At 50.4% G+C, this 19,632-nt stretch carries 15 protein-coding genes and 1 tRNA gene; 7 read left to right on the top strand and 9 right to left on the bottom strand.

The genetic code is table 11. The features are described from left to right. Positions 1 to 176: 176 nt before the first annotated feature. Positions 177 to 461, bottom strand: coding sequence for a YfcZ/YiiS family protein (locus tag AC3G3F_RS14140; protein WP_000030903.1), 285 nt, complete (start codon positions 459 to 461; stop codon positions 177 to 179). A gap of 370 nt (positions 462 to 831) precedes the next feature. Between AC3G3F_RS14140 and fadL the strand changes: the two genes are divergently transcribed. Further along, a complete protein-coding gene (gene fadL / locus AC3G3F_RS14135) occupies positions 832 to 2,139 on the top strand; it encodes a long-chain fatty acid transporter FadL (protein WP_023247464.1) in 1,308 nt (435 codons plus the stop codon). A gap of 60 nt (positions 2,140 to 2,199) precedes the next feature. Here fadL and mlaA read toward each other — a convergent pair whose 3' ends face one another. After that, positions 2,200 to 2,955, bottom strand: a complete 756-nt coding sequence (mlaA, locus tag AC3G3F_RS14130) for a phospholipid-binding lipoprotein MlaA (RefSeq protein WP_023247463.1) — start codon at positions 2,953 to 2,955, stop codon at positions 2,200 to 2,202. A 289-nt stretch (positions 2,956 to 3,244) separates the two neighbouring features. Here mlaA and AC3G3F_RS14125 point away from each other — a divergent pair, with 289 nt between their 5' ends. After that, the gene (locus tag AC3G3F_RS14125; protein ID WP_023247462.1) at positions 3,245 to 4,180 is read left to right on the top strand and encodes a formate/nitrite transporter family protein; all 936 of its coding nucleotides are present in this window, start codon (positions 3,245 to 3,247) and stop codon (positions 4,178 to 4,180) included. Positions 4,181 to 4,261: 81 nt separating this feature from the next. Then, positions 4,262 to 4,336 (top strand) — tRNA-Arg (locus AC3G3F_RS14120). A 155-nt stretch (positions 4,337 to 4,491) separates the two neighbouring features. Here AC3G3F_RS14120 and pgtE read toward each other — a convergent pair. From pgtE to pgtC, 4 genes are all read right to left on the bottom strand, one after another. Further along, entirely contained in the window at positions 4,492 to 5,430 is a 939-nt protein-coding gene (gene pgtE, locus AC3G3F_RS14115) for an omptin family outer membrane protease PgtE (RefSeq protein WP_053507786.1), read from the bottom strand. Between the two features lie 267 nt (positions 5,431 to 5,697). Beyond that, entirely contained in the window at positions 5,698 to 6,945 is a 1,248-nt protein-coding gene (gene pgtA / locus AC3G3F_RS14110; RefSeq protein ID WP_053530024.1) for a two-component system response regulator PgtA, read from the bottom strand. Beyond that, on the bottom strand, positions 6,935 to 8,941 hold the full coding sequence (pgtB, locus tag AC3G3F_RS14105) for a two-component system sensor histidine kinase PgtB (RefSeq protein ID WP_023247459.1): 2,007 nt from the start codon (positions 8,939 to 8,941) through the stop codon (positions 6,935 to 6,937). The genes pgtA and pgtB overlap by 11 nt, the downstream gene beginning before the upstream one ends. Next, a complete protein-coding gene (pgtC, locus tag AC3G3F_RS14100; RefSeq protein ID WP_488395231.1) occupies positions 8,938 to 10,131 on the bottom strand; it encodes a phosphoglycerate transport regulator PgtC in 1,194 nt (397 codons plus the stop codon). Before pgtC ends, pgtB begins: the two co-directional genes overlap by 4 nt. Before the next feature lie 436 nt (positions 10,132 to 10,567). Here pgtC and pgtP point away from each other — a divergent pair, with 436 nt between their 5' ends. Further along, positions 10,568 to 11,959, top strand: coding sequence for a phosphoglycerate transporter PgtP (gene pgtP / locus AC3G3F_RS14095; protein ID WP_023247457.1), 1,392 nt, complete (start codon positions 10,568 to 10,570; stop codon positions 11,957 to 11,959). Positions 11,960 to 12,028: 69 nt separating this feature from the next. Here pgtP and AC3G3F_RS14090 read toward each other — a convergent pair whose 3' ends face one another. Further along, positions 12,029 to 12,271: a YfdY family protein gene (locus AC3G3F_RS14090; protein WP_000639887.1), complete on the bottom strand. Its 243-nt coding sequence runs from the start codon at positions 12,269 to 12,271 to the stop codon at positions 12,029 to 12,031. 626 nt (positions 12,272 to 12,897) lie between these two features. Here AC3G3F_RS14090 and lpxP point away from each other — a divergent pair. Together lpxP and ypdK are read left to right on the top strand one after the other, a co-directional pair. Beyond that, positions 12,898 to 13,818 (top strand): kdo(2)-lipid IV(A) palmitoleoyltransferase, encoded by a 921-nt coding sequence (gene lpxP / locus AC3G3F_RS14085; protein ID WP_023247455.1) that lies wholly within the window; start codon positions 12,898 to 12,900, stop codon positions 13,816 to 13,818. A 402-nt stretch (positions 13,819 to 14,220) separates the two neighbouring features. Continuing rightward, positions 14,221 to 14,292 (top strand): membrane protein YpdK, encoded by a 72-nt coding sequence (gene ypdK, locus AC3G3F_RS14080; protein WP_010723117.1) that lies wholly within the window; start codon positions 14,221 to 14,223, stop codon positions 14,290 to 14,292. Positions 14,293 to 14,341: 49 nt separating this feature from the next. Here ypdK and alaC read toward each other — a convergent pair whose 3' ends face one another. Continuing rightward, on the bottom strand, positions 14,342 to 15,580 hold the full coding sequence (gene alaC / locus AC3G3F_RS14075) for an alanine transaminase (protein WP_023247454.1): 1,239 nt from the start codon (positions 15,578 to 15,580) through the stop codon (positions 14,342 to 14,344). Positions 15,581 to 16,166: 586 nt separating this feature from the next. Here alaC and AC3G3F_RS14070 point away from each other — a divergent pair. Then, complete coding sequence (locus tag AC3G3F_RS14070) at positions 16,167 to 17,021, top strand: AraC family transcriptional regulator (protein ID WP_023247452.1); 855 nt, start codon at positions 16,167 to 16,169, stop codon at positions 17,019 to 17,021. Positions 17,022 to 17,128: 107 nt separating this feature from the next. Here AC3G3F_RS14070 and ptsP read toward each other — a convergent pair whose 3' ends face one another. Then, the gene (ptsP, locus tag AC3G3F_RS14065; RefSeq protein WP_023247451.1) at positions 17,129 to 19,624 is read right to left on the bottom strand and encodes a phosphoenolpyruvate--protein phosphotransferase; all 2,496 of its coding nucleotides are present in this window, start codon (positions 19,622 to 19,624) and stop codon (positions 17,129 to 17,131) included. Between the last annotated feature and the right edge of the window lie 8 nt (positions 19,625 to 19,632).

Raw genomic sequence — 19,632 nt, 5'->3', positions numbered from 1 at the left:
ATACTCCCCTGTAAAAAAATAAATTAGTGGTCTGACCTGATCACAGTCTTAACCAATTTTTTACATTTAGCCAAGCAGAGAGAAAAGAAAGTGGGAGCTATGGCACAGTGAAGGGAAGTGATAAAAAAAGAAAACGCCTCCGCCAGATGATGACGGAGGCGTCGTTAATGAACGGATTAACGCAGGCCGAGCTGGAAGATAAGCGTTTCTGCTTCACAAGCGAAAACAAAATCAATATCCAGCCGAACGCCGTCAGATTCCTCGGTAAAGGTTGGCGTAATTTGGCAAGGCTCAGACTCCACGCTACGCGCTTTTTCGGTTAACGCTGCCAGCGTCTCTTCAGCCTCTGCGCGGGTAGCGAATACGCGGCTGTATGACGCGGTGCAATCGGAGTTATCCATGATGGTTCCAACGTCCATACAGCAGCAAACCGGGGTTTCATCAGCACTGCATTTACTCATTGTAGATTTCCTCTGTATTTGCACCCAGGGTGCCAGATAAACGATGGGGATATTTTACGCTCCCGGCATTCGCCTCTCCAGTCGTTAATGGAGGGAAACGCGTTAAGTGACCGAAATCACACTTAAAAATGATCTAAAACAAAAATCGCGCGATCGGGTGACCGTTAAGCCCGCCGATTTTGCCAACCAGATCTCGTTTCTAAGATCACAATTGAAAAAACTTATAAACATACTTGCAACATTCTAGCTGGTCAGACCTATACTCTCGCCACTGGTCTGATTTCTAAGTCGTACCGCAGACCCTACACTTCGCGCTCCTGTTACAGCATGTAACATAGTTTGTATAAAAATAATCAATGAGGTTATGGTCATGAGCCAGAAAACCCTGTTTACAAAGTCTGCTATCGCAGTCGCAGTGGCAATCATCTCCACCCAGGCCTGGTCTGCAGGCTTTCAGTTAAACGAATTTTCTTCCTCTGGCCTTGGCCGGGCCTATTCGGGAGAAGGCGCAATCGCAGATGATGCGGGTAACGTTAGCCGCAACCCGGCGTTAATTACCATGTTTGACCGCCCAACATTTTCAGCGGGCGCGGTTTATATTGATCCCGATGTTAATATTAGCGGGACGTCACCATCTCGTCGGACGTTAGATGCAGATAACATCGCGCCGACGGCTTGGGTGCCAAATGTCCATTTTGTCGCCCCGATTAACGATCAGTTTGGCTGGGGGGCTTCTATTACCTCTAACTATGGTCTGGCGACAGAGTTTAACGATACATATGCCGGCGGCTCGGTTGGCGGTACGACAGATCTTCAAACCATGAACCTGAATTTAAGCGGCGCTTATCGCTTAAATGAGGCCTGGAGCTTCGGTCTCGGTTTTGATGCGGTATACGCGCGCGCGAAAATCGAACGTTATGCAGGCGATTTAGGCCAGTTGGTCGCGGCGCAGAATCCGGCGCTGGCGCCGGTCGCAAGTCAGATTACCAGCGACACCAAGATTGCCCACCTGAACGGTAATCAGTGGGGCTTTGGCTGGAATGCCGGTATCCTTTATGAACTGGATAAAAATAACCGCTACGCTCTGACCTACCGCTCGGAAGTCAAAATTGACTTTAAAGGCAACTACAGCAGCGATCTTCCCATTGGTATTAACCGATATAACCTGCCCATCCCAACGGCAACCGGCGGCGCGACGCAGTCAGGCTACCTGACGCTCAATCTACCGGAAATGTGGGAAGTCTCCGGTTATAACCGCGTGGCGCCGCAATGGGCGATTCACTACAGCCTCGCCTATACCAGCTGGAGTCAGTTCCAGGAACTGAAGGCCAAGTCAACCAGCGGCCAGACGTTATTCGAGAAGCATGAAGGCTTCAAGGATGCTTACCGTATCGCTTTGGGCACCACCTATTACTACGACGACAACTGGACGTTCCGTACCGGTATCGCCTTCGATGACAGCCCGGTACCAGCGCAAAACCGTTCTATCTCTATTCCGGACCAGGACCGTTTCTGGCTGAGCGCCGGTACGACTTACGCCTTTAATAAAGATGCGTCTGTCGACGTTGGCGTCTCTTATATGCATGGTCAGAGTGTGAAAATTAATGAAGGCCCTTATCAGTTTGAATCTGAAGGGAAAGCCTGGCTATTCGGTACTAACTTTAACTACGCGTTCTAATCTCTTCCTGAAACGGATCAAAAAGGTGAGCATTGCGCTCACCTTTTTATTTGCAGCCGTTTATTCCGAGTCGATCTCTTTGAGTTCGTCCTGAATCGCCTGCGCGTTCGGGTTTTCCTGCGGCTTGAGTTTTCCGCCATTGGCGATAAAGTCATGACGCTGGAAGTACGCCTCGCGCACCATAATATAAGGATCGGAAGACTGGCGCAGCAAACCATCGGAATCCAGCAACTGCGCGCGGGTTTCTATCCCTTCGATAGTCCATTTTCCTATGGACATTGGCCAGGTCAACCACGAGAGCACCGGATACAAGGTATCCGCCATATCCCCGCCATCTTCACGCAGCGTAAAGCTACCGTAGAACGGAAGTTGCACATAAGGCCCATACCCCACGCCATAATGGCCCAGCGTACTGCCAAAGCGATGCGGTTCAACGCGCTGCAGTTTAGGATTCGCCATTCCCGCGACGTCAATAAAGCCGCCCATCCCTAATAAGGTGTTCAGGAAGAAACGGGTGAAATGCACCATACCCTGATAAGGATCGCCCTGCAGGAAATAGTTCACCATGATCGCCGGTTCTTCGAGGTTGCCGGTGAAATTACTTAAACCGTTACGCGCAGGCTGTGGAACATAATCACGCCAGGCAACCGCGACCGGCCGAACAACATACGGGTCCAGCACATTAAAGTTGAAGTTGTACATGGTGCGGTTAAACCCTTCAAATGGGTCTGAACGCCCCTGCTGTTCTGTACCGGAACTCGCACACCCGATCAGCAGTGTGGTTCCCAGCGCCAGCGCCGACAGGCGAAGCTTCATAGATGTCTCCCTGTGAATTATGGCTATCGCTGATTGCCATCCATGACGGAACGCTACCGTATCCGCCTGTTTAGGTGTGAGCGATTTTAACAGCACGTCAAACGATGTCTATATGCGCGATCTCATTGCTCTGAGCATAGCCTGGTAACGTCAACAACGTGACGGTCCCATTCTAACGAAACAGATAAAAACGGGCGTGATCATTTTTATTTTTTCGGAGAATGTCCCGGCTTGGGTAAATGAAAAACCGCTACGCTTTATTAATACGTGTTAATCATCAGGGATCATCATGGATAGCCTTAACGACGATAAAATTAACCAGCACAGCAGTGATTTGGAAGTTGAAAGCGAAGAAAAACAAAGCGGTAAAGAGATTGAAGTGGATGAAGATCGTCTTCCTTCCCGCGCCATGGCGATTCATGAACATATTCGCCAGGATGGTGAAAAAGAGATGGAACGAGATGCGATGGCTTTGCTGTGGTCAGCCATTGCCGCAGGACTTTCTATGGGGGCATCACTACTGGCGAAAGGAATTTTCCACGTGCAGCTTGAAGGCGTTCCCGGCGGTTTTTTACTGGAAAATCTCGGCTACACTTTTGGTTTTATCATTGTCATCATGGCCCGCCAGCAATTATTCACTGAAAATACCGTTACCGCCGTATTGCCGGTAATGCAAAATCCCACCCTGAGTAACGTTGGCCTGCTGATGCGCTTATGGGGCGTAGTCTTATTGGGCAACCTTATAGGCACCGGGGTTGCGGCGTGGGCTTTTGAATATATGCCTATATTTGATGAAGAGACCCGCGACGCCTTTGTCAAAATTGGAATGGAGGTCATGAAAAATAGCCCAACGGAGATGTTTGCCAACGCAATTATCTCTGGCTGGATCATCGCCACAATGGTATGGATGTTTCCTGCTGCAGGCGGGGCAAAGATTGTGGTCATTATTTTGATGACCTGGCTTATCGCGCTGGGCGATACCACCCATATTGTCGTCGGTTCCGTTGAAATTTTGTATTTAGTTTTCAACGGCACGCTGCCCTGGAGCGACTTTCTCTGGCCCTTCGCCCTCCCCACACTTGCCGGAAATATCTGCGGTGGCACCTTTATTTTCGCATTGATGAGCCACGCGCAGATTCGCAACGATATGAGCAATAAGCGTAAGGAAGAAGCGAGGCTGCGCGGTGAACGCCTGGAGCGGGAGCGGAAAAAAGCGGAAAAATAGCGCTGAGTGGCGACGGTTTAACCAGTCAGGCGGCGCTACACTTACTCCGGCGAATAAAAAACGCTATACTGGCGCCGCGTTGTCCCCTTAGTTAAATGGATATAACGAGCCCCTCCTAAGGGCTAGTTGCAGGTTCGATTCCTGCAGGGGACGCCATTGATGTCCAGGGGATTTTCTTATTGCTGCATAACGTTTCGAGCAGTTCTCCTCTCATGTTACTTTTATTGCCCCATGTAATGTCACCGGACATGCCATATATTCAGCAAAAAGTCGTCATCGGCCTGTTTTGACCGATGACCTCCCGATGTGGTCTAGAAGCGGTACTGCAGCCCCGCGGTAACCGTATAGTTATTATTAGCGATACCTGCGGCATCGCCACCAAAATACGCCGTATCACCGCTAGTTTTATCTATGATTTGTGTACCGCCCTTGCCTACTTCATATTTACTATAAGCGAACTCGGCAAAGATTTTTGCATTACTGGTAATATAATATCCGGCGTTTATAGAGGCGCCATAATATCGTGAATTCTCCGTTTTTTCACGGAAAGTAAGTTTGCGCATGTAGTGTTCATCATTATCATGCGCATGTACCCAGTCGCTGTATTTAAACAGTACATTACACTCGAATTCATTAATACGATAATTACCCGCCAGCCCGATATAGGGCATTTCGAAACGCTGGCTATAACCTATTCCGCGCTCGCCACGAGGAAAGTTACCAATATATCGACCATTATCATAAATATAAGACCCGCCTCTTGCCGTCCAGCTAAAACGGGTTTCCTGATAGCCCGCTGTTACACCCGCCTTATAGTTATCGCCCTGCAATAACCAACCTTTCGCGTTCAAATCGTATTCATTGGCATGGTTGACGCTGGTGTCCGGATGAATTGAACGATCGGTCCAGCCTGACTGCTCGCTGCTCATCCAGTCATGGTCAACCATATGACCTGACCCCGATGCCAAAGACGTCCAGCCGCGGGCGTCCAGCGTCATGAACGAATAGGGTTCCCATGATAAATCCCCCTGTAGAATGGCGACATTTTTTATTTTCCAGTCCAGTTGACTTAGCTTCCGCCCGGTGTCGGTATCATAAACCAGCTCCCTGGATTTACCATTTAACACTCCCGCGGAAAGGGATGTCGTGACGCTATCAGGAGAGAAGTCCGGAATAAATAAAGTAGACTCCGCATAAGCCGACTCAGAAAATATGGCGATCATCATTACTGCAATAACATGTTTTTTCATTTCTCTTGTCCTCATATTCAGATGTAATCTGGAGAGGTGATGAAGTTTTCATCTTGTCAAATCGTTGGACAAGAGTACATTTGTTCCGCCAGAGAACTTGACGCATTTTTACCTTATATTGAAGTTAAGAAATAGAATTCGATGCTCAGGTGAATAATAAGGAATCTATAATAACGATGGGATGACTTAGCAGTACGGTGATGCAGCGTTATCTGGCTAACGACATCGCTGCTGATGTTGCCAGTCAGATTAAACGCAACTGTGTTGTCAGAATTTATAATGTTCTTTACTTAGACCATATTTTTTCATGCGCAGATAAAGTTTTTTACGGGGAATTTGCAGGTATTCAGCTACTTCATTAATTCGTCCCTGATGAATATTTAACGCTTCGGTAATAATTTGTCGCTCATACTCTTCAACGCGCCGGTCAAGCGGGGTCGGCTCCTGAAGAAGCAACTTCGGATTGATCGTTTCCGCCAGTGGCAGCACGCCGACAGCAAAAAGCTCCGCCGCATTGGCCAGTTCGCGCACATTGCTTGGCCAGGCGCGTCGCATTATTCCTTTCAGTAATTCCCCCGCGATTTCCGGCACTGGATGATTGAGTCGCAGACAGGCTTTTCGAAGATAATGGCGAAATAACGGCTCGATATCATCCGGTCGCTGAGAAAGAGACTGGCAGGCGATTTGGGTCATGGCGAAACAGTAATAAAGCTCGGCCGCAATCTGGTTAGCTGCCGCCTGCTCCACCAGCGAAGCGCTGCCAACGCCCACCAGACGAAAAGGCCGATGTTCCAGGCTTTGTAAACGCGCCAGATGGTGCTGCTGTTCTCGCGTCAGATATTCAGGATGACTCAACACCAGCGTACCTCCTTGCGCCTGGTCAATGAATGTCTCCAACTGCGCGGCATTCTCCGGCGTGAGTTCATAGCGCACAAACGGACCTTCCGCGTTACGCCCCAGTTGATGGAGATAACGGGCGCCAGTCATACGTCCAGTACCATGCTCACCGTAAAACCATACGGCAATGTCTGTTTCCGCCAACTGTTGTAACCGTTGTCGAAACTGATTCATCCACTCGCTGCGCCCAATCAGTTCAACCTGTAACGTCTGCTGGCAATATTGCCGCCGTGCAATGACTGACCGACGCTGGCGTAGCGCGTCTTCAATTAATATCAACAGCTTGCCCGGATCGACGGGTTTTTGCAGAAAATCCCAGGCGCCCTTTTTCACCGCATCAACCGCCATCGGTACATCGCCATGCCCGGTAATCAATAAGATTGGCAGTTGATCGTCATCCTGATGAAACAGCGTCATAAGATCGATACCGGAACAACCCGGCATACACACATCGCTCAAAACGATCCCCTCCCAATCTGCTTTTACCCACTCTTTGGCCTCGAAAGGATGGGTAAAGCCACGCACGCGGTAGCCTGCCTGTTCAAGCATTTGGGTATAGGCGTCAAGCACATCAACGTCATCATCAATCAGCAAAATAGAACATTCATCATTCAACATCATCGACATCCGTTACTGAGAATTGCAGCACCACGCAAGCGTTACGCGTCAGCGTCGACGCCAGACGCAGGTCGCCCTTCATTTGCGCCATCAGCGACACGCTAATCGACAGTCCAATACCCAACCCGACATCTTTACTGGTGGTAAATGGCTTGAGTAAAGAGGGCAACAGCGCCACAGGCCAGCCTGGGCCATTATCTGCAATATAAACCTCCAGCGCATCTTCCTGCGTTTGCCACGTCACCGCGATCGCCGCATCATGCGGACAGGCATCAAGCGCATTCGCCAGCACATTCACCAGAACCTGCTGAATACGCACTTCATCGCCGCTAACCCATACGGTATCTGTTGGCAGCGAAAGCGCTCCCTGCCGGGACTGGTGGCGCATGGCTAATAACTCCCATGCCGCCGCAAAGGTTTGGCGCAGCTCAACCGGATACAACGGCGTCTCCAGCTCCGCCCGGCGGCTAAACTGCCGCAACGAACGGATAATGGCGTCAATCCGGTTAATTAGCCCTTCCGCTTTGGTGAGCGTATTTCTCGCCTGTCCGCTCTGACCTTGTTCAATCGCGCGTCCCGCCGTAAATAAATACATTGAAAGCGCATTCAGCGGCTGGTTAATTTCATGCGCCAGCGTGGTCATGGTCTGGCCGACTACCGCCAGTTTCGCCGTCTGAATCAATTCATCCTGCATGGCGCGCAGGTCGGCTTCTATCTCTTTGCGCTCGGCGACCTCTTGTTCAAGCTGCCTGCGTTGCGCATTGAGCTGGCCCAGCGTATGGCGTAGCAGACGAGCTATCCGCCCTAACTCATCGCGCCCGTAAACCGGGATAGTCGAGTCGATTCTCCCCAGCCCTATCTGTACCACAGCCTGGTTAAGCGCGGTAAAACGCTTTACCAGCCGGGAACGGATAAAATAGTGGTTCAGTCCCCAGGCGAGTAGCAACGCCAGGAGCGTCGCTACTAAAATAAGCCCGCCGCTAACGCGGACAATCTGCTCCAGGCGTTGATTGAACGTCTGCATTTGCTGGTGACTACTGCCCAACTGCGCCTCAAGCAGCGTGCGAAAGCGCCCTAGCGTAGCCTCTCTGGCGCGGCTGGCGTCCAGTAATGCTTTTTGCGCCGCAACATAATCGCGCATGGTATCGGGCATCTTATTTTTTACCATCCCGATTTCCAATAGTTCGTCGATGGTTTGCCGCAGCGTGATCGTACTGGGCCAGTCATCCAGCGCGCGAATATTCTCATCCGCCGTTTTTTTTAGATTTTCCAGATAGCGAATATGGGTCTCCACCAGCACCCCGTCATTATTGCCGGACTTGAGCTCATTCAATCTGTCGCGTAGGTCATCAACAATCTGATTTTCAATTCGCGCCAGGGTATATACCTGCTGCTGCTCGTTCTGCACCTCGCGCGAACGTTGCAAGTACTGCGCTGCGTCGCCCTGATTCGCTTCAATTTGATCGAGCAGCGTCCCTTGCTGCCAGGTAAAATCCTGCACCAGCGAATTTAGCTCCGTGGTGAAATCATCATGGAGCCAGTCAATGCGAGCGGAAAGCTCACTGACTTTCTCCCGCACCAAAAACATGTTGTAGAGAGCGTTGTCCAGCTCCGCCAGCAAGGTCCGGCTATCCTGTAAAATGACGGCCAGTTGCCGACGCTCAGCGGGCTGAAGCCCCTGACTGAGACGGTCAATCTTGTCCAGATGCTGAATAATCTGAGTACGCAACTGCAAACGTACCGTCGTGTTCGGCGCCAACAAAAATTCATTGAGTTGATCCACGGCCAGATTCAGGTTCCCCTCAATTAAAAACGCGGAATGGATGCGAGGAAAATATTCATCAAGCGAATAACGAACCTGCGAACTTTGCTCATGCCAGGAGTAAAGGCTGACCATACTGACAATCAGCGTTAGTAATGCGCCAATTAAAAACGCGCCCCGTAAACTGTTGCTGATACTGAGCTGACGAAGCCGTTGGAACAATCTCCCCTTCATTTCAGCTCTTCCAGTTTGTGAATCGCCAGCCGCTGATTGTTCAGAAACCAGATCTGCCATTCCATCATCTGTTGTTCGGCAAAGCTTTTATTATCGAACTGCGCCAGCCAGATTTCATCTTCACTGCTTGCCGCATCTACCGGGATGCTGGTCAATAAGGCTCTGATTTCAGGTAAGGGGCGTTTAAGCCGCGTTTCTGCGCTGTGCAACGCTCGCCATGCATCTTTAAGCTGCGCAAGACGAAAACTGATCGCTGTATCAAACATGCGTTGTACCAGTTGCTGACGCTTCAGGATCAGACGGTAGTTCAGCGGCGGTTGGGCCATCAAACGCTGTTGTTGCGCGGCGCGAGGATTCTCGGCGCTAAGCGGTGTGACTGGATACTTACCGGTATTCGCGTCAGCCAGTATCCTTTGCCCTTTTGGGCTTAATAAGTAATGAATAAAAGCACGCGCTTCGTTTGCGTGACGGCTGTTTTTCAGCACCGCGACGTAAGTGGGCGACACCGCAGAATGCGGGAAATAGGTAAAAGCGAGATTAGGGTCGTTGAGTAGCAAATTAGCATAGTTATCAATGACCGGCCCGGCAACGCCAAGCCCGCTTTTGATTTTATCCGCTACGCCGAAACTGCGGGAGGAAATCGTGACCAGATTGCCCGAGATTGCCAGCAGCGTCGCCCATCCTACCGTCCAACCTTTTTGCTGCAACAGCGACTCTACCATCAAATGATTTGTGTCTGAGCGCGACGGACTGCTCATTAATAGAGCGCCCTGGTAACTGGGCAGGCTCATATCCTGCCAGTCAGCAGGCGGCGGAAGATGGCGCGCAGCGAGCGCTGAACGGTTGAGCAATAGTCCAAAACCGGACACCGCTACCGCCACTGAAGTTGAGCGGATAGAACGCGGCACCAGCTTCTGGCTGGCGGCAGGAGCGCTATCAAATAGCGCCAGCTTTTGGTGCTCCTGAAGGTGTTGCAACAGCATGGGGGATGACGTCAGGATCAGATCGACATTTTCCGCATTCGCCGTATCAAGTAATTGTTCTAAAGAACCGCTGGTGCGGTTGAGCGTACGAATCATGACGGAACCCGGCTCCGTCTGCCAACGCTGGATAATCCAGGCGGTCGCGCTGGGTGAAAAGGTCGTTGCCATCACCAGCTCGCGGCTGTGCGCCTGGCAAGAACCGAACATCGCCGCCAGCCACAGCGTAAAACCACCCACTCTGGCGAAACAACCACAGCATGAGAAAAGTCGATTTGTGATCCCGTTCATAAATATCGATATCACATAAAGAAAACGTTGAGACAAAACTTACCCTTTTATTTCTGTTGGCATTCAGAACAGCGTTATTTGAATAATAACGGGGCCGTTACCCAAAAACATCAATAAAGCGTATCAGATAACTGGCAGCAAATTTGTTAATATCCGCACAGGATAACGATTAAAGCGGTTATGCCGATAATTAAAGTATCACCTCACTCTTTAAGATGGGTCAAAAATAACCTTTAAATTCACTTAATTGAGTCAATTTTGACACATTTTCTCGACTTGAATTTTATTGTCATTCCTTTCACTCTACCGACAAAACCTCCTGATGTTCATCTCACTATAAAATACAGGTGACTCCATGTTAACAATATTAAAAACAGGACAATCGGCGCATAAAGTCCCACCGGAAAAAGTCCAGGCTACGTATGGTCGATATCGTATGCAGGCATTGTTAAGCGTATTTCTGGGATATCTTGCTTACTATATAGTCAGAAACAATTTCACATTATCGACGCCTTATTTAAAAGAGCAACTGGATCTTAGCGCTACGCAAATTGGCCTGCTAAGTAGCTGTATGCTTATTGCTTACGGAATCAGTAAAGGCGTGATGAGCAGTCTGGCGGATAAAGCCAGCCCGAAAGTCTTCATGGCGTGCGGTCTGGTACTCTGCGCGATTGTTAACGTCGGACTGGGGTTCAGTAGCGCATTCTGGATATTTGCCGCTCTGGTGGTCTTCAATGGCCTTTTTCAGGGCATGGGCGTCGGCCCCTCTTTTATTACCATTGCAAACTGGTTCCCTCGTCGGGAGCGCGGACGCGTAGGCGCCTTCTGGAATATCTCGCATAACGTTGGCGGCGGGATCGTCGCGCCTATCGTCGGTGCGGCTTTTGCGATATTGGGCAACGAACACTGGCAAAGCGCCAGTTATATCGTTCCGGCCTGCGTCGCCGTCGTTTTTGCCTTAATTGTTCTGGTATTGGGAAAAGGTTCGCCGCGCGAAGAAGGTCTTCCCTCACTGGAACAGATGATGCCGGAAGAAAAAGTCGTACTGAAAACGAAGAATACGACGAAAGCGCCGGAAAATATGAGCGCATGGCAAATCTTCTGTACTTATGTGCTGCGCAATAAAAATGCCTGGTATATTTCGCTAGTGGATGTCTTCGTCTATATGGTGCGGTTTGGCATGATTAGCTGGCTGCCTATCTATCTGTTAACGGTAAAACATTTTTCGAAAGAACAGATGAGCGTCGCGTTTCTCTTTTTCGAGTGGGCGGCGATTCCCTCCACGCTACTGGCGGGTTGGCTGTCAGATAAACTGTTTAAAGGCCGCAGAATGCCATTAGCCATGATTTGCATGGCGCTGATTTTTGTCTGTCTGATCGGATACTGGAAAAGTGAATCTTTGCTGATGGTAACGATTTTCGCCGCCATTGTAGGTTGCCTGATTTACGTCCCGCAGTTCCTCGCGTCCGTACAGACGATGGAGATAGTCCCCAGCTTTGCCGTAGGTTCCGCCGTCGGATTACGTGGGTTCATGAGCTATATTTTCGGCGCCTCGTTGGGCACCAGCCTGTTTGGCGTGATGGTGGACAGGCTTGGCTGGTACGGCGGATTTTACCTTCTGATGGGCGGTATCGTATGCTGCATTCTATTCTGTTATCTTTCCCATCGCGGTGCGCTGGAACTGGAACGGCAGCGCCAGAATGCGTTACATAATCAGGACTCGCTGCAGCTTGCGGACGCACAATAAACGATTAGCCTTCCCGGGGAAAGAGGCGCCGACGTTATCGGCGCTATCTATTCACTGACACTATGTATGCTAACGCTTGCCGTATCCCACCATAAAGCGAATGATTAACCCACATGCCGGTGCGAGAAAGAGCAATAGTCCGCTAACGATTTCATCGCCATCTTGCAGCCATACATTGAGTAAATAAATCAGTGCGGCAAGGATAACCATTCCAGTAAAAGAAGAAACCGCAGAAAAAGCCCCCATCACCTGACCAATATAGCAACTCACGGCAAGTATACTTATAGCAAGAAATGTCCATAAATAGATCATCTATAATACCTCCTGTCTGTGGCAAGGCTTCCCTATAGCCTTACGGTCCCTATCATTCCTCCTAAGATAAACCTTATTAGCAAGTCATTTCCATAACATTTATCTCACATTTTATTTTTCTAATCATTTTCAATAACCTTCGTCCGAAATAAAATTAGTACTTTAAAAACAAATAATTAAAAATGGTTATCCGCTTTTTTTTGTTACCGGAGAAATATTTACGCTTCTTGATAAAGAATTGCTGGGCGACAGCAAATATCTGATGGTACATTAACCAGCCTGGCGTTCATGCCCTCGTGGTTTAGTACTGACTTAGTTTTACACTCCTTACGGGAACCATTGTCGTACATGATGGCCTAACTATACACAAAATCATTCAAGTTGCGGCAAGCGAACCCATCCCGATGAGCTTACTCAAGTAAGTGATTCAGGTGGGCGACAAATCTATCGGAACAGATTTGAACGTCACACAGCGACGGCCCTTAAAGGCGAGTCTCATGGATGAGACGAGTGACTCAGCAGCCAACACAGTGGCAGCTTGAAAGATGACGTGTATTTCAGAGTGTACCGCTGTGGATAATGACTCTTCTGCGATACATTGTTTTCGTATCTACAGAAGGTATTTTATGTTTCCTCAAAGCAAATTTTCACGCGCGTTTTTGCATCCGCGCTACTGGCTGACGTGGTTTGGCCTCGCTGTCCTCTGGTTACTGGTGCAACTTCCCTACCCGGTTTTGCGTTTTCTGGGCACCCGCACCGGTAAGCTGGCGCGCCCCTTCCTGAAGCGGCGTGAGTCGATCGCCCAGAAAAATATTGAACTCTGTTTTCCGACACTCTCCCGGGAAGAAAGGGAAAAACTGATCGCCGAGAATTTCCACTCGCTTGGCATGGCGTTGCTTGAAACGGGCATGGCCTGGTTCTGGCCTGACAGCCGGGTTCGAAAATGGTTTGACGTGGACGGGCTGGACAACCTTACCCGCGCGCAGGCGCAAAATCGCGGCGTAATGGTCGTTGGCGTGCATTTTATGTCGCTGGAGTTGGGAGGCCGGGTGATGGGTCTCTGTCAACCGATGATGGCCACCTATCGTCCGCATAACAATCCGCTCATGGAGTGGGTGCAGACGCGCGGTCGTATGCGCTCAAATAAAGCGATGATCGGCAGAAACAACCTGCGCGGCATTGTGGGCGCGCTGAAAAAAGGGGAAGCCGTTTGGTTTGCTCCCGACCAGGACTACGGTCCTAAAGGTAGCTCCTTTGCGCCGTTTTTCGCGGTTGAAAACGTCGCCACCACCAACGGCACCTATGTACTGTCAAGGCTGTCTGGCGCCGCCATGTTGACCGTTACAATGGTGAGAAAAACCGATAACTCGGGTTATCGTCTGTATATTACCCCTGAAATGGAAGGTTACCCGGCAGATGAAAACCAGGCCGCTGCCTATATGAATAAAATTATTGAGAAAGAGATCATGCGCGCCCCGGAGCAATATCTCTGGATCCATCGCCGTTTCAAGACTCGCCCGCGAGGAGAAGCGTCACTCTATATCTGAAAAAGGCCGCAAGGCCTTTTATTTTGTCATTTCGCATTGCCATAATATTCATTCCGTAAATTATTCATTCCTGCTTTTAGCGATAAGCCTCCTGTTTACAGGAGGTTTTTTAATGTGTTGGCAGCTTCGCTCAATAGCGATTTATCACTGTCAGAAATCAAACTGTCGCCGATTCACGACACCTGTAAGTTACTAAAAGTAAATAAGAAAATGCCTCTTGTCTCACCTCATTTTTAGGCGTACATTAGCGCCGTCTGGAGCGATGGCGCGCAGAATTCTGAGGTGATGCAGGCAGTCGAAACACGAATAATTCTCAATTTCGTATTGTCCGGTGTCAACTCTCTATAATCAGGTAAGTGTAAGTTCATTTAGGCGTACGACAGGTACGCGGAGAGATGAAACGTGAAATATTTCTTTATGGGCATTTCATTTATGGTCATCGTTTGGGCCGGTACTTTCGCCCTGATGATTTAAAAGTACAATGCAGAGAAAAACAGGAGCCATGAGGCTCCTGTTTGCGTTTCTACTCCGTACGCGCTTCAACAGGCTTCGGATGTACCGACAGCACACTATCGGCGCGGAACATCGCTTTAATCCCTCTGACGGCCTGGCGAATACGATCGCGATTCTCTATTAATGCGAAGCGTACATGGGTGTCGCCATAATCACCAAAGCCTATCCCTGGAGAAACGCAAACCTTCGCCTCATTCAGCAGCTTCTTGGCAAATTCAAGCGACCCCATCGCCGCATATTGCTCCGGGATTTTCGCCCAGACGTACATTGAGGCTTTCGGCATTTCAACCATCCAGCCCGCTTCATGCAGTCCCTTCACCAGCACATCGCGACGACGTTTATACTGCTCGGCGATATCGCGCACGCACTGCTGATCGCCTTCCAGAGCGGCGATAGCCGCTACCTGAAGCGGGGTAAAGGTACCATAATCGTGATAACTTTTTATGCGCGCCAGCGCGCTGACCAGGGTTTTATTGCCCACCATAAACCCAATACGCCAGCCCGCCATATTATAGCTTTTCGACAGAGTGAAAAATTCGACCGCCACGTCGCGCGCGCCGGGCACCTGCATAATCGATGGCGCTTTCCAGCCGTCGTATACGATATCGGCATACGCCAGATCGTGCACTACCAGCACATCATAACGTTTGGCCAGAGCAACTACTTTTTCAAAAAATTCCAGTTCGACGCACTGGGCCGTAGGGTTAGACGGAAAACCCAAAATCATCATTTTCGGTTTCGGATAACTTTCGCGGATAGCGCGCTCCAGCTCGTTGAAGAAATCCACTCCCTCTACCAACGGAACCGAACGCACCTGCGCCCCGGCGATAACGGCGCCATAAATATGAATCGGATAACTGGGGTTCGGCACCAGTACCGTATCGCCATGATCCAGCGTCGCCAGCATTAAATGCGCCAGTCCCTCTTTGGAACCAATGGTCACAATCGCTTCAGTTTCCGGATCGATATCGACATCATAACGTTCCTGATACCAGTGAGAAATCGCGCGGCGTAAACGCGGTATGCCGCGAGACGTTGAATAACCGTGCGTATCCGGACGCTGCGCGACGGTGCAAAGTTTTTCGACAATATGGGGAGGGGTTGCGCCATCAGGATTGCCCATACTGAAATCAATAATATCTTCGCCGCGCCGACGCGCAGCCATTTTGAGTTCAGCGGTGATGTTAAAAACATAGGGCGGAAGGCGATCGATACGCGTAAAGCGACGTTCAGGGCGGAAGTCAGCCATAATATCCTCAGATTAACGTTAGCGCCCGGACCGTCCGAGCGACGCGGCCACGATGGTGGCTCCTTTAGAAAATAGCCTGAAAATTTTCTTCCTGTCGAGAGGATAATGAAAATATTTTTTAGCGGCGCAAAAGAGGAACAACAATAAAAATTCATCTTTTTAGCTTGTCAGTTATAGCACTCAACAAACCATTTTATTAACAAACTGATATCACAGGAGTTACCTGATGCGATGTAGCCGACGAGAATTTCCCGTTAATAAACCTTATCTTCAATAATCCCCTTTTGATTTTATGGTTTTTCCTCTTTAATCACATCTCTTATTAACAATAATGTTATTCAATCATGCCGTATTGCAGCGTTTTTCAGGTACATTTACCGGAAAATAGGGAGCATTTCCGGCAATCTGACGCGGTGAAACCGTAAATAAGGCAGCGAACCGGGTACGTACAGTAAAATAAATCCCTGTTTTCGCCTCGATGATCGCCATGACGTTATGACTCAACGCGCTGGTGTTTGCTCTTTCGCTCAGCAAGCGTAAAGTGAAATAATTCAGACAGTTGAAGTATTCATGCACAGGAACGGCAATGAAAAAAACAGACTTACCGGCAGACCAACAGTTTTTTGCCGATCTGTTTAGCGGTCTGGTACTTAACCCACACCGATTAGGACGCGTATGGTTTGCCAGCCAACCACCCTCCTTGCCCTCCGGCAGCTTATGTATCGACCTGCCCCGGCTGGATATCGTGCTGCGCGGAGAATATGGCAATCAACTGGAAAAAACGCAGCGTTGGCTGACGGAAGGCGAAATGTTGTTTATCCCTGCCCGTGCGGCGAACCTGGCGGTTAGCGACAAACCGGTAATGCTGCTTAGTCTGGTATTCGCGCCCTCCTGGCTGGGTTTATCGTTTTATGAAAATCGTACAGCATCGCTTTTACGTCCGACGCGCCGTATCGAATTGCCGCACCTGCAACGCGGCGAAGGCGAGGCAATGCTGACCGCGCTTACCCATTTAAGCCGTTCGCCTCAGGAGCAAAATATTATTCAGCCGCTGGTGCTCAGCCTCCTGCATTTGTGCCGGAACGTGGTGAATACGCGCCCCGATATCTGCCGTCCACGCACTGAGTTTCTCTATCACAGTATCTGTAATTGGGTACAGGATAACTACGCCCAGCCGTTAAGTAGAGAAAGCGTTGCACAGTTCTTTAATATCACCGCCAACCACCTGTCCAGGCTATTTACTCAACATGGCACAATGAGTTTTGTGGAGTATGTTCGCTGGGTGCGAATGGCGAAAGCGCGTATTATGTTGCAGAAATACCACTTGCCAATTAACGAAGTCGCGCTGCGTTGCGGGTATCAGGATAGCGATTATTTTTGCCGTCTGTTCCGACGTCAGTTTGGCCTGACACCAGGGGATTACAGCGCGCGGTTTCAGTAACAAACCGCTCGCCCGATGGCGAGCGTAAACGCCTTATCCGGCCTACCATCACCCGCGGCGTAGGCCTGATAAGCGCAGCGCCATCAGGCGGTTACCCCATGCCCATGCTAAAACGTTAACTCCGCCTCCAGCAACGCCAGAATACTGTCGGCATCATTGGCGGCAAACAGCGACTGACGGAAGTTTTTATTCACCAGCTTACGGGCGAGCTGTGAAAAAACCTTCACATGATTTATCCCTTCATCCGCCCCAAGCGTCAGCATAATCACCAACTCTACGTCACCCATCTCCGACTGCCAGTCTACGGGCTGTGCGAGACGCGCAATACTGATCGACGAGTGGCGAATCCATTGCGATTTGGTATGGGGGATCGCCACGCCAAAACCGACGGCGGTGGTTACAATCTCTTCACGCTGCCAGACATCCTCTTCCAGTTCAAACGGATGTTCGGTACGCCCGTTAACGCCAAGATTACCGCACAGAAACTGGATAACCTGTTCCTTATTACTGAGCGGCTCGCCGACAAAGATATTTTCCAGCGCCAACAGCGGACGCACCTCTTTTTCCGGCGCGAACTGATTCAGTAGCGCTTCTATCTCCTGGGCGCTGCGGCACTCGCAAGCCTGACTTGCCAGCGCCTGACACGCCAGGCTGTCCAGATGACGTAGCTGACTTTTCACCGCCGGGATACGTGGACTGCTCATACTTAGCTCATCCAGCCCCAGTCCCAAAAGTAGTGGTAAATAGCGGCTTTCTCCGCCCAGTTCGCCGCAAATGCCGACCCATTTACCTCGCTCATGGGCAACATGGATAATCTGCCGCAGCATGCGTAAAAACGATGGCGTAATGGGGTTATACAGCGGCGAGACGCGCGGATTATTACGATCGACCGCGTACAGATATTGCGTCATATCGTTCGAACCGATGCTAAAGAAATCCACCTCATCGCAGAAATGATCGATGATGTAACAGACCGATGGCACCTCAACCATAATCCCCAACGGAATATCCTGCGCGTGACGTAGCCTTTCCCCTTTCAGCTCCGCAATCGCCTTTTTCAGCTCACTTTTTACCCATAAAATCTGGTCAAGACTATGCACCATCGGAATCATCAACTGCGCATGACCGAAAACAGCGGCCCGCAAAATTGCGCGAAGCTGGGTGCGAAAAAGTCCGGCAAACTCAGGGTAGATGCGCACCGCACGGTAGCCAAGAAAAGGGTTCTCTTCCTGCGGAATATTGAGGTAGCGGATATTTTTATCGCCGCCAATATCCATGGTGCGGAAAATCACAGGCTTTTCGTCCGCCGCCAGCAAAACCTGTTGGTAGGCTTCAAACTGCTCCTGCTCATCCGGTGCGCTGTCGCGATCCATAAACAGCATTTCGGTACGAAACAGGCCAATGCCTTCCGCGCCGTTGGAAAACGCGCCTGGGGCCTCCAGCGCGGTGCCAATATTCGCCGCAATATCGATACGCTGGTTGTCCTGTGTACAGGCAAGCAACGCCGCATCGCACGCCTGCCGCTGTTGCCGTTTATCTGCCAGCTTCTGCGCCACGGCATAATAGCCGCGCACCGAGGTATCCGGACTAATCGCCAGTACGCCGCACTGCGCGTCCAGCACCGCAGGCCGGGTCGCATAACGACCAATGGCCTCGGCAGAGAGCCCGCTAAGCACCGGGATCGCGGAGGCGCGCGCCAGAATCAAAGTATGTGACGTCCGCCCGGTCTTTTCCAGGATCATGCCGGACAGATACTGTAAATCGAGGCTTAAAAACTGGCTGGGCGTTAAGTCTTCCGCCACCAGAATGGTAGGACGCGTTAGCACCAGCGCATTACGCGGCTGTTTTTCAGGCCAGGTAATGTGCAACAACCGCTCGGTGATATCGCGAATATCGCTCACCCGCTCGCGCAGATAATCGCTTGCCGAGGCCGAAAGCTGGCTACAAACCTGCTCCATATTAGCAATAATCGCCGCTCCCAGCGCCAGATGGCGTTCAACCATTAAGCGGCGAATGTTACCCACAAACTCATCATCCTGAATCAGCGACAGATGAGCGCTTAAAATGGTCTTACTCTCGCCGTCACGCTCGCGAAGCTGTTGATTAAGCTGTTCCGCCAGCGTCGCCAGGCTATTTTCAAGACGGGTAAGATCTTCAGCGCTCGCAGGAATAGTACGGTAGCCCTCCAGATTATCGCTCTGCCACGGCGTCAGAATCCCCTCGCCCACGCCGCTTGCCAGCACATCGCCGTACAGCAAATCCGGGTTCAGGCGAAGCAGAGATCGCGGCAGCGGATGCGTCGCCAGTTCAGCAGGCCCCGGCTGAACGCTATCGCTGTCGATAAAATGGTGCGCAAGCCAGGCCTCCAGCGATCGCTTAGCCTGTTCTTCGTCACGCCCGCTAATATTCAGAACGCAGCTATCATTGAACAGCGTACTGGTGCCAATAAGCGCCAGCGAACTTTTCGCATCCGCCCGCGTATTCTGGCGATGATTAATAAAAGTGATGTCACTTTGCCACTGGCTGCACTGTTCTTTCAGCTCCCACGCGGGACGCGCATGAATACCGTTAGGTAGCGGGCAGAGAAATTCAATCGTTAACATAACTACTC

The sequence above is a fragment of the Salmonella sp. FC25216 genome (assembly GCF_057751355.1).
This window is presented reverse-complemented; position numbering and strand designations above follow the sequence as displayed.

Excerpts from the sequence above, each read along its gene's own strand:
- AC3G3F_RS14140 (WP_000030903.1), bottom strand. The coding sequence starts at position 461 with ATGAGTAAATGCAGTGCTGATGAAACCCCGGTTTGCTGCTGTATGGAC.
- fadL (WP_023247464.1), top strand. The coding sequence starts at position 832 with ATGAGCCAGAAAACCCTGTTTACAAAGTCTGCTATCGCAGTCGCAGTG.
- mlaA (WP_023247463.1), bottom strand. The coding sequence starts at position 2,955 with ATGAAGCTTCGCCTGTCGGCGCTGGCGCTGGGAACCACACTGCTGATC.
- AC3G3F_RS14125 (WP_023247462.1), top strand. The coding sequence starts at position 3,245 with ATGGATAGCCTTAACGACGATAAAATTAACCAGCACAGCAGTGATTTG.
- pgtE (WP_053507786.1), bottom strand. The coding sequence starts at position 5,430 with ATGAAAAAACATGTTATTGCAGTAATGATGATCGCCATATTTTCTGAG.
- pgtA (WP_053530024.1), bottom strand. The coding sequence starts at position 6,945 with ATGTTGAATGATGAATGTTCTATTTTGCTGATTGATGATGACGTTGAT.
- pgtB (WP_023247459.1), bottom strand. The coding sequence starts at position 8,941 with ATGAAGGGGAGATTGTTCCAACGGCTTCGTCAGCTCAGTATCAGCAAC.
- pgtC (WP_488395231.1), bottom strand. The coding sequence starts at position 10,131 with ATGTTCGGTTCTTGCCAGGCGCACAGCCGCGAGCTGGTGATGGCAACG.
- pgtP (WP_023247457.1), top strand. The coding sequence starts at position 10,568 with ATGTTAACAATATTAAAAACAGGACAATCGGCGCATAAAGTCCCACCG.
- AC3G3F_RS14090 (WP_000639887.1), bottom strand. The coding sequence starts at position 12,271 with ATGATCTATTTATGGACATTTCTTGCTATAAGTATACTTGCCGTGAGT.
- lpxP (WP_023247455.1), top strand. The coding sequence starts at position 12,898 with ATGTTTCCTCAAAGCAAATTTTCACGCGCGTTTTTGCATCCGCGCTAC.
- alaC (WP_023247454.1), bottom strand. The coding sequence starts at position 15,580 with ATGGCTGACTTCCGCCCTGAACGTCGCTTTACGCGTATCGATCGCCTT.
- AC3G3F_RS14070 (WP_023247452.1), top strand. The coding sequence starts at position 16,167 with ATGAAAAAAACAGACTTACCGGCAGACCAACAGTTTTTTGCCGATCTG.
- ptsP (WP_023247451.1), bottom strand. The coding sequence starts at position 19,624 with ATGTTAACGATTGAATTTCTCTGCCCGCTACCTAACGGTATTCATGCG.